The sequence below is a fragment of the Bacillus sp. 22475 genome, assembly GCF_052044835.1.
In the GTDB taxonomy this organism is placed as follows: domain Bacteria; phylum Bacillota; class Bacilli; order Bacillales; family Bacillaceae_G; genus Bacillus_A; species Bacillus_A cereus.
In genome coordinates this window covers 21,493-29,292 of sequence record NZ_JBQENW010000039.1, presented here as the reverse complement: position 1 = coordinate 29,292, position 7,800 = coordinate 21,493, and the positions used below count along the sequence as shown (strand labels likewise).

The window sequence follows — 7,800 nt, the reverse complement described above, 5'->3', positions numbered from 1 at the left end:
GATACACTCTTTAATTGTATCGATATGTATAACACCTAGAAAAACTATATATTCTTGAAAGAGGTTGAAAATGTATGATAGTCTTAAACAAGTTTTTTAACTTTTTACATTACAAAAAGATGGTACCTGTAGTATTTCTTTCATGTGCAACGCTTATAGGCTGTTCCGATGGCAATACTCAGTCTGAATTACTTAAACAAACAAAACAAACAAATCAAACCAAACAAGAAACTACTGGTAATGATTCTTTTGCTAAACTTGAAAAAGAATTTGATGCTAAACTCGGTATTTATGCATTGGACACTGATACGAATCAAACTGTTACGTATCAATCAGATAAACGGTTTGCATACGCATCTACCCACAAAGCTTTAGCTGTGGGAGTACTTTTACAAAAGAAATCAATAGAAGATCTAAATCAAAGAGTTTTGTATACTCGTGAAGATCTTGTTAATTACAATCCAATTACAGAAAAGTATGTTGATAGGGGTATGACTCTGAAAGAGCTTGCAGATGCTTCCCTTCGATATAGTGATAATACTGCACAAAATCTTATTCTTAAACAATTAGGTGGACCTAGTGAATTCAAAAAATCACTGAGAGAAATAGGAGATACCGTTACAAATCCTGAACGTTTTGAACCAGAGTTAAACGAAGTGCATCCAGGAGACGTACATGATACTAGTACCCCAAAGGCATTAGCTACTAGTCTTCAGGCTTTCACGCTAGGAGATGTACTTTCAACTGAGAAACGGGATTTATTAATAGATTGGATGAAAAGGAATACTACGGGAGACAACTTAATTCGTGCTGGAGTTCCAGGAGGATGGGAAGTAGCTGATAAGACGGGCTCGGGATCTTATGGAACCAGAAATGATATCGCAATTATTTGGCCACCAAATAAAAAGCCAATTGTTCTTGCGATACTTTCTAATCATGATAAAGAGGATGCTAAATACGATGATAAGCTTATTGCAGAAGCAACCAAAATAGCGCTGGGTGTCTTAAAAGCTAAAAATAAATAATAATAGTATTAGTTATTGAAATTTTCTTGTTTTTTCGTCACAATACTGTGACGGTCTTTTTGTGTATTTTACAAAAGATCGTCTTAAGTAAAGAAAGAAGATAGAAACCATCTCTATTAAGTTTATTAACTAAGTAACAACAAATATATGCTTTATTGAATACTTATTGCATTTAATGTGGAGGAATAAAATGGAGTCGAAAATTCTTATTGTTGATGATGATAAAGAGATTAGAAATCTTATCTCGGTATATCTGGAAAATGAAGGCCTAAAAACTCAAAAGGCAGAAGATGCTATACAAGCTTTACAACTGTTAGAAGAAAAGGACTTTGATTTGATTATTTTAGATATTATGATGCCGAATATGGATGGCATTGAAGCATGTATGAAAATTAGGGAAGATCGCAATATGCCTATCATTATGCTATCTGCAAAATCTGAGGATATAGACAAAATTCAGGGCCTAGCCTCTGGTGCAGACGATTATTTATCAAAACCGTTTAACCCACTAGAATTAATTGCTAGGGTAAAATCCCAATTAAGAAGGTTTAAAAAATACAATACGTCCATAGAACATAATAAAAGTATTCTAGAAATTGGTGACTTAACCGTGAATACAGATACTCGTCAAGTATGGGTAAGGGGAAAAGAAACAAGGTTAACTCCAAAAGAGTTTGCTATTCTCGAACTACTCGCCCGCAACAAAGGGATTGTCCTGAGTGTAGCAAAAATATATGAAGCAGTTTGGAAAGAGGTTTTTTATAAATCAGATAATACCGTCATGGTGCATATTACAAAAATAAGAGACAAAATTGAAGAAGATTCTAAACATCCCATTTATATTAAAACTGTTTGGGGAATTGGGTATAAAATATGAAGAATGTTAGTTTCAGAAATAAGATTATTATAAAACTTCTTGGTGCTGTTGCAATTAGTTTTTTTATTTCATTTGGTTTAACAATCCTCATTGTGCAATACGTCATAGATCCATTTTTTATAAAACACGAAGATTTTGGCATGTTTGAAGTGAGACTCGCAATGTTGTTCTTATTTACGTTCGCAATCTTAAACTTTATAGTAATCTTTTTGCTATTGGTTCGAAAGAAAATAGTATATTTGAAGCTCATTTCGGAAAATGTGAATGATATTGCAAATGGAAAACTGGGTTTAACAATTGGGATTAAGGGGAAGGACGAATTGACCCAACTTGCTCAAAATATCAACTATATGTCCAAGGAATTGGAGAATACATTTGAACAAGAAAGACGATTAGAACGTACAAAAAATGAACTTATAACCAATGTATCTCATGACTTACGCACACCGTTAACATCTATTATTGGCTATATAGATTTATTAAAAAGAGGGCAATACAACAGTAAAATACAATTACAGGAATACCTTGAAACCACTTATTTAAAATCAAAGAGATTGAAATATTTAATTGATGAGTTGTTTGAATATACTCGTTTATCAGGCATAGATGCTAAGTTAAATCTTAATGAAGTTGATTTATCGGGTTTGTTGGAGCAAATAGTTGGAGAATACATTCCTATATTTGAAAAGGAAAGCTTAATCGTTCAAAAATCAATCACGCAAGAAACAATACCTATCTTCATAGATGTAGAAAAAATGGTACGTGTTTATGAAAATCTTTTTATGAATGCGATAAAGTACAGCATGAAACCATCCGAATTATCTATATGTCTTGAACTAATAGGTAACAAGGCAATGTTGAAAGTATCAAATAAAGTCGAGAGACCGCCTGTTAGCGATCCAAATAAATTGTTTGAAAGGTTTTTCAGAGGGGACAAGGCAAGAAAAGATGACCAGGGAAATGGACTTGGACTTGCTATTTCAAAAAGAATTGTTGAACTTCATCATGGTAATATACATGCAGAATATAAAGATGGTTGGATGTCTTTTATTGTTGAACATTCAATTAGATAGAAAGCTTATGGAACTACAGGTTCCATAAGCTTTTTTTAAAACTTAAGAAATCTTAAGGATTTTACGGGGTGTTTCCTAATTTTCATAGTTTATCATGGGTGTATTCAAAGTGATGAGGTGAGCAAAGAAGATAAAAGGAAAGATTTCATTGTAGCTTAAGTGTGGAGGTAACATGTCTATTTTGTTAGTAGTAAACAAATTTAGTAGCTTATTGTAATGAAATAAAAAAATGTAGGAGGATATAAATGATAAAGCCAGTTGTAGATGTAAAAAACATTCAAAAATTGTACGGTAAAAAAGGTGAGAATCAATCACACGCATTAAAAGGTGTATCATTCTCAATTCAAGAGGGAGAGTTTGTTGGTATTATGGGGCCTTCTGGTTCTGGTAAAACAACATTATTAAATGTAATTTCAACGTTAGATAAAGCGACAGGCGGCGTTGTTGAAATTGCAGGAACGGATATTACGAGGATGAAGCAGGGTGAACTTTCTGATTTTCGTTCACAAAAGTTAGGATTCATTTTCCAAGACTTTAACTTATTGGAGAATTTATCTATCTATGAAAATATCGCACTCCCACTTTCACTTCAAGGTGTTTCATCTCGTAATATTGGAAAGAAAGTAGAAAAAGTAGCTGATATGTTAGGCATTACAGCGATACTTCAAAAATATCCTTCTGAAGTATCTGGTGGACAAAAGCAACGTTCCGCAGCAGCACGTGCGTTAGTTCATGAACCAGCAATTATTTTGGGAGATGAGCCGACTGGAGCTCTAGATTCTAAAAATGCAACGAGTTTACTTAATGCCATGACAAGCTTAAATAAAGAGCAAGGTGTATCCATTATGATGGTTACGCATGATCCTTACAGCGCAAGTTACTGTCAACGTATTTTATTCATTCAAGATGGTGAGTTATATAAAGAAATTCATCGCGGTAGTACCCGTGAAGAATTCTATAAAGAAATTTTAGATGTGCTTGCAAACTTAGGCACACAAAAAGCGTAAGGAAGGAAGTTCAATCATGTTATTTAAGCTCTCTATGTCAGGCCTAAAAAGTAAGTTGCAAGATTACATTGTTTTACTTGTTGGTCTTATTGTCTCTATTTCAACTTTTTATATGTTTCAAACGCTAGCATCCAATAAAACGTTCCTTGAATCTAACTCTTCTATTAGGGATATTGTGGCTGTCTTTAAAATTGGTTCCGTTTTGTTAGCGATTATCACATTTTTCTATATTTTATATGCAAACTCTTTCTTATCAGCTCTTCGTCAAAAAGAATTTGGTATGTATATGATGTTAGGAGCAAAAAAGCATAAAGTTACATTACTTATGTTTATCGAAACAATCATATTAGGTGCCACCTCTCTTTTGATTGGAATTACAATTGGTGTAGGACTTGCAGAAGGTATCGGTCAGCTATTAATGAAACAACTCGAGTTTGCTGGCGAAGGTTATAAAGCATTTTATCTGCCATCTATAGCTATTACTTGCATCTTCTTCTTTGCACTCTTTGTATTATCTGCAATTATGAATAGTATTAAATTATCTCGTATTTCTGTACTGCAACTTGTACATGCTGATGAACAAACAGAACGTGTTGCCATAAAAGGAAAAATGACAGTTGTAGTTGCATTCCTTGGTATTCTTTTATTGGGTATTGGTTATGCATCACTTATTTATATATCATATGCAAATTCGCTAATTGTTTTGGGATTAATGGCTGTTGGATTAATCTCAGCAACCGTTGGTACTTACCTTATATTTGGATCACTTCTTCCAGTTATGATTAACAAGTTAAAGAGTAATAAAAAACGTAGTGAAAAAGGCCTTAATGCTTTTACTTTTGCACAATTAAATTTCCGCATTAATAGTCTAACAAATGTGCTTGCAACAGTAGCAATTTTAGTGGCTCTTGGTGCTGGTGGAATTGCTTGTGGTATGGCATTTAAAAACAACATCCTAAAAATTACAGATCAAATACAAATTTACGATTCAGTTATTCATAATCCAACAGCGGAAGAAAAGAAAATTTTGGGTAGTATCTTATTTCAAGAAAAACTTGAATATCATTACAAAGTTGATGATAGATATGTTTATTATCTTAAAGAAGATGTAGAGAAAAATCGCCCTTTCTTGCAAGGTATGAAAATAGAGAAAGTTTCAGAGGAAATACCAATTGGTGCATTTTCAATAAAACGGGCTGAAGGAGAGACAGACACAAAACAATGGATTCAGGCTTTCAGAACAATCCAGCCAAATTATTTATATCCTGATTATGAAATGAAAATTGTAGACTATAACATATACAATGGATTGAAGGGTAAAGAAAGTATTGTGTTTATGGGGAAAACAGATGATTTTGGATCATACATAAAAGAATGGAAAAAACTTGATGAATTACAGATAGCAAAATATAAAAATGTGGAAGAATTGGGTAGTAAGTATCAAACATATATTATGAGTCATGATTTTGCCAGCGGACTAATGTTTATGGGTTTCTTCGTTGGAATTGCATTTTTAGCAATGATGGCAAGCTGCTTAATGTTTAAAGTTCTGTCGGGAGCATCAAAAGATGTAACACGTTATCAAATGCTTCATAAAATTGGTGTTCGCCGAGAGTTATTAACAAAATCAATTTATAAAGAGTTATTCTTCATATTCTTATTCCCAGCAATTGTAGGGATTACTCATATATTAGTTGGTATGAACATGTTTAGCCCTCTTGTAATCGATCCGTACTCTCGCATTTGGTTACCACTTGTTATTTTTGTAGTAATTTACTCGATGTATTACTGGATTACTGTTCAATTATTTAAAGGAATTGTACTCCCTAAAAAAGATTAATGTAATGATGTTGTTTATCCCGCATTAACGGGCAGCACGATTGGTGAGGGCTCATAATCAGTGGGGGATGAACAAACCCCACTGATTAAAGTTTCACTTTATCTTTTACTGTACCTTGTAACTACATTTTGCCTTGCTGTAGAGAAACAAAAAAACATTTTTCTTATTCAATAATTCCAATTTCTAGAGCCTTTTGAACAGCTTCTTCTTTGTTGCGGACTCCCAGCTTTGTATAAGCTGTGGAAGCATAATTTCTGACCGTACCATTCGATAAATATAACCTTGATGCTATGGTAGTGTATCGAAGTCCCTTTGCTACTAGCTGCAATATTTCTATCTCCCTAGCTGTTAGCTCATAAGCGGTTGCTTTTGATTGTGGTGTCTCTTTTTGCTCATCAAATTTCTCAAATATTTTGTGAGACATTCCCTGATCAATCAGTGTCCCACCTTTGTGAATAAGTCGGATCGTATTAGCTAGCTCCAATGTTTCAATGGATTTGAGTAAAAAGCCATCCGCACCGTTGCGAAGCGATTCCAACGCCTGTTCGGTATCCTGAAAAGTGGTAAAAATCAATATGCGGATATGTGGCCATTGTTGCTTAATCTTTTTGGTTGCTTCGACTCCATCCATGTGCTGCATATCTAAATCCATAAGTATAACATGGGGTTGAAGGCGCCCACACAAATCGATGGCTTCATTGCCATCCTCGGCCAAACCGATTACATTTAAATCTTCATATCTATCGAGTAGTGTCCTCAAACTTTCCCGAACAAACGGCTGGTCGTCTACAATTAACAAACGAATAAGTCCATCTTTTATTTCAGTTTGGCGCGGTATGGTACATGTAACAAGCATTCCTTCATCTGGCTTTGTATATACAGACAATTGGCCTTGCAAATTCATTGCTCGTTCTTTCATTGCATTCATACCAAAGCCTTCTTGCCATTCTACATTTCCTTTTCCATTATCTTGAACTTCTAATCTCGTATATTGTTGTTCAAACTGCAATGAAACTATAATTTCAGTTCCTTGACCATGACGTACTGCATTCGTAAGGGACTCTTGTAAGCAACGAATGAACGCTATCTTCGCTTGCCGAGACAATTCATATTCCTCTCCGTATACCCGAAAACTTACATTAACCTGAGCGTGCTCCTGAAATTCGGCTCCAAGATTTTGTAGAGATTGAATTAAGGAAGGCGATTGACACGGAGACTCCATTTGATGTAGGTAACCTCTCACGTCCTCGATGCTTTTACGTCCCATTTCAAGCAGAGAATCTAGCCTCTGTATACCCATTTCAGTAGCAAGTTCGGTGCGCAACGTTTCCATCCCCATAATAATAGAAGTATAAGCGTGACCAACTGTATCATGAAGCTCACTTGACAGTCGGTTTCGTTCTTCCGCCAGTGTAATGCGTTCAATCTGAGACATATATTGCTCAAGTACCGCGTTTTGTTTACGAATTGATTCATTTTGCTTATGATTGACGATTAATAAATGAAAAGCGAAGCCCATTACATATGCGAATCCATAATAGGTGACCATAACCCAATAGCTATTACTTGGCGCAACCGCATAGAAAATTCCAGTTGTTATAAAAACCGTTATTGGAGCTGTCCAATAATAGGACAAATGCTTACTATTCGCAGCAATTAGAAACACTGATATAAGAAATGTGTTGTAAGCCCCTGGAAATAATGAGGTTAAATATATACATAGTCCACCATACAGCAGTATTTCTGTGAACAAATAATATTTATAATTGAATAGTAAGGCTACCCATGGAACAGAGAAGGCAATAATTTCCCAAAGAATAATAATCCAAAGTGGTAATGTTAAACCATCCTGAAAATTTAATGTAGCTAGAATGATAGACACACTAGCAAGTAGGCGTACTCCTAACATAATCCAATCATACCAAAACCAATACTTAACCATATCTAACAAGTCCTTTACCCCCTAAATAGCCTACCA

The 7,800-nt window shown here is 34.6% G+C and carries 6 protein-coding genes; 5 read left to right on the top strand and 1 reads right to left on the bottom strand.

What is annotated here, in order from left to right:
* Positions 1-74: 74 nt before the first annotated feature.
* The 5 genes from bla (at position 75) to ACTJJY_RS29160 (ending at position 5,822) form a co-directional block, all read left to right on the top strand.
* Positions 75-1,025: a class A beta-lactamase gene (bla, locus tag ACTJJY_RS29180; protein WP_440607218.1), complete on the top strand. Its 951-nt coding sequence runs from the start codon at positions 75-77 to the stop codon at positions 1,023-1,025.
* A 190-nt stretch (positions 1,026-1,215) separates the two neighbouring features.
* The gene (locus tag ACTJJY_RS29175; protein ID WP_075678214.1) at positions 1,216-1,902 is read left to right on the top strand and encodes a response regulator transcription factor; all 687 of its coding nucleotides are present in this window, start codon (positions 1,216-1,218) and stop codon (positions 1,900-1,902) included.
* A complete protein-coding gene (locus tag ACTJJY_RS29170; protein WP_440607217.1) occupies positions 1,899-2,975 on the top strand; it encodes a HAMP domain-containing sensor histidine kinase in 1,077 nt (358 codons plus the stop codon). Before ACTJJY_RS29175 ends, ACTJJY_RS29170 begins: the two co-directional genes overlap by 4 nt.
* Before the next feature lie 245 nt (positions 2,976-3,220).
* Positions 3,221-3,982 (top strand): ABC transporter ATP-binding protein, encoded by a 762-nt coding sequence (locus tag ACTJJY_RS29165; protein ID WP_000595170.1) that lies wholly within the window; start codon positions 3,221-3,223, stop codon positions 3,980-3,982.
* 16 nt (positions 3,983-3,998) lie between these two features.
* Positions 3,999-5,822: an FtsX-like permease family protein gene (locus tag ACTJJY_RS29160; protein WP_440607216.1), complete on the top strand. Its 1,824-nt coding sequence runs from the start codon at positions 3,999-4,001 to the stop codon at positions 5,820-5,822.
* 163 nt (positions 5,823-5,985) lie between these two features.
* On the opposite strand, the gene ACTJJY_RS29155 is transcribed toward ACTJJY_RS29160, so the two are convergent.
* On the bottom strand, positions 5,986-7,773 hold the full coding sequence (locus ACTJJY_RS29155; protein WP_089171405.1) for a helix-turn-helix transcriptional regulator: 1,788 nt from the start codon (positions 7,771-7,773) through the stop codon (positions 5,986-5,988).
* Between the last annotated feature and the right edge of the window lie 27 nt (positions 7,774-7,800).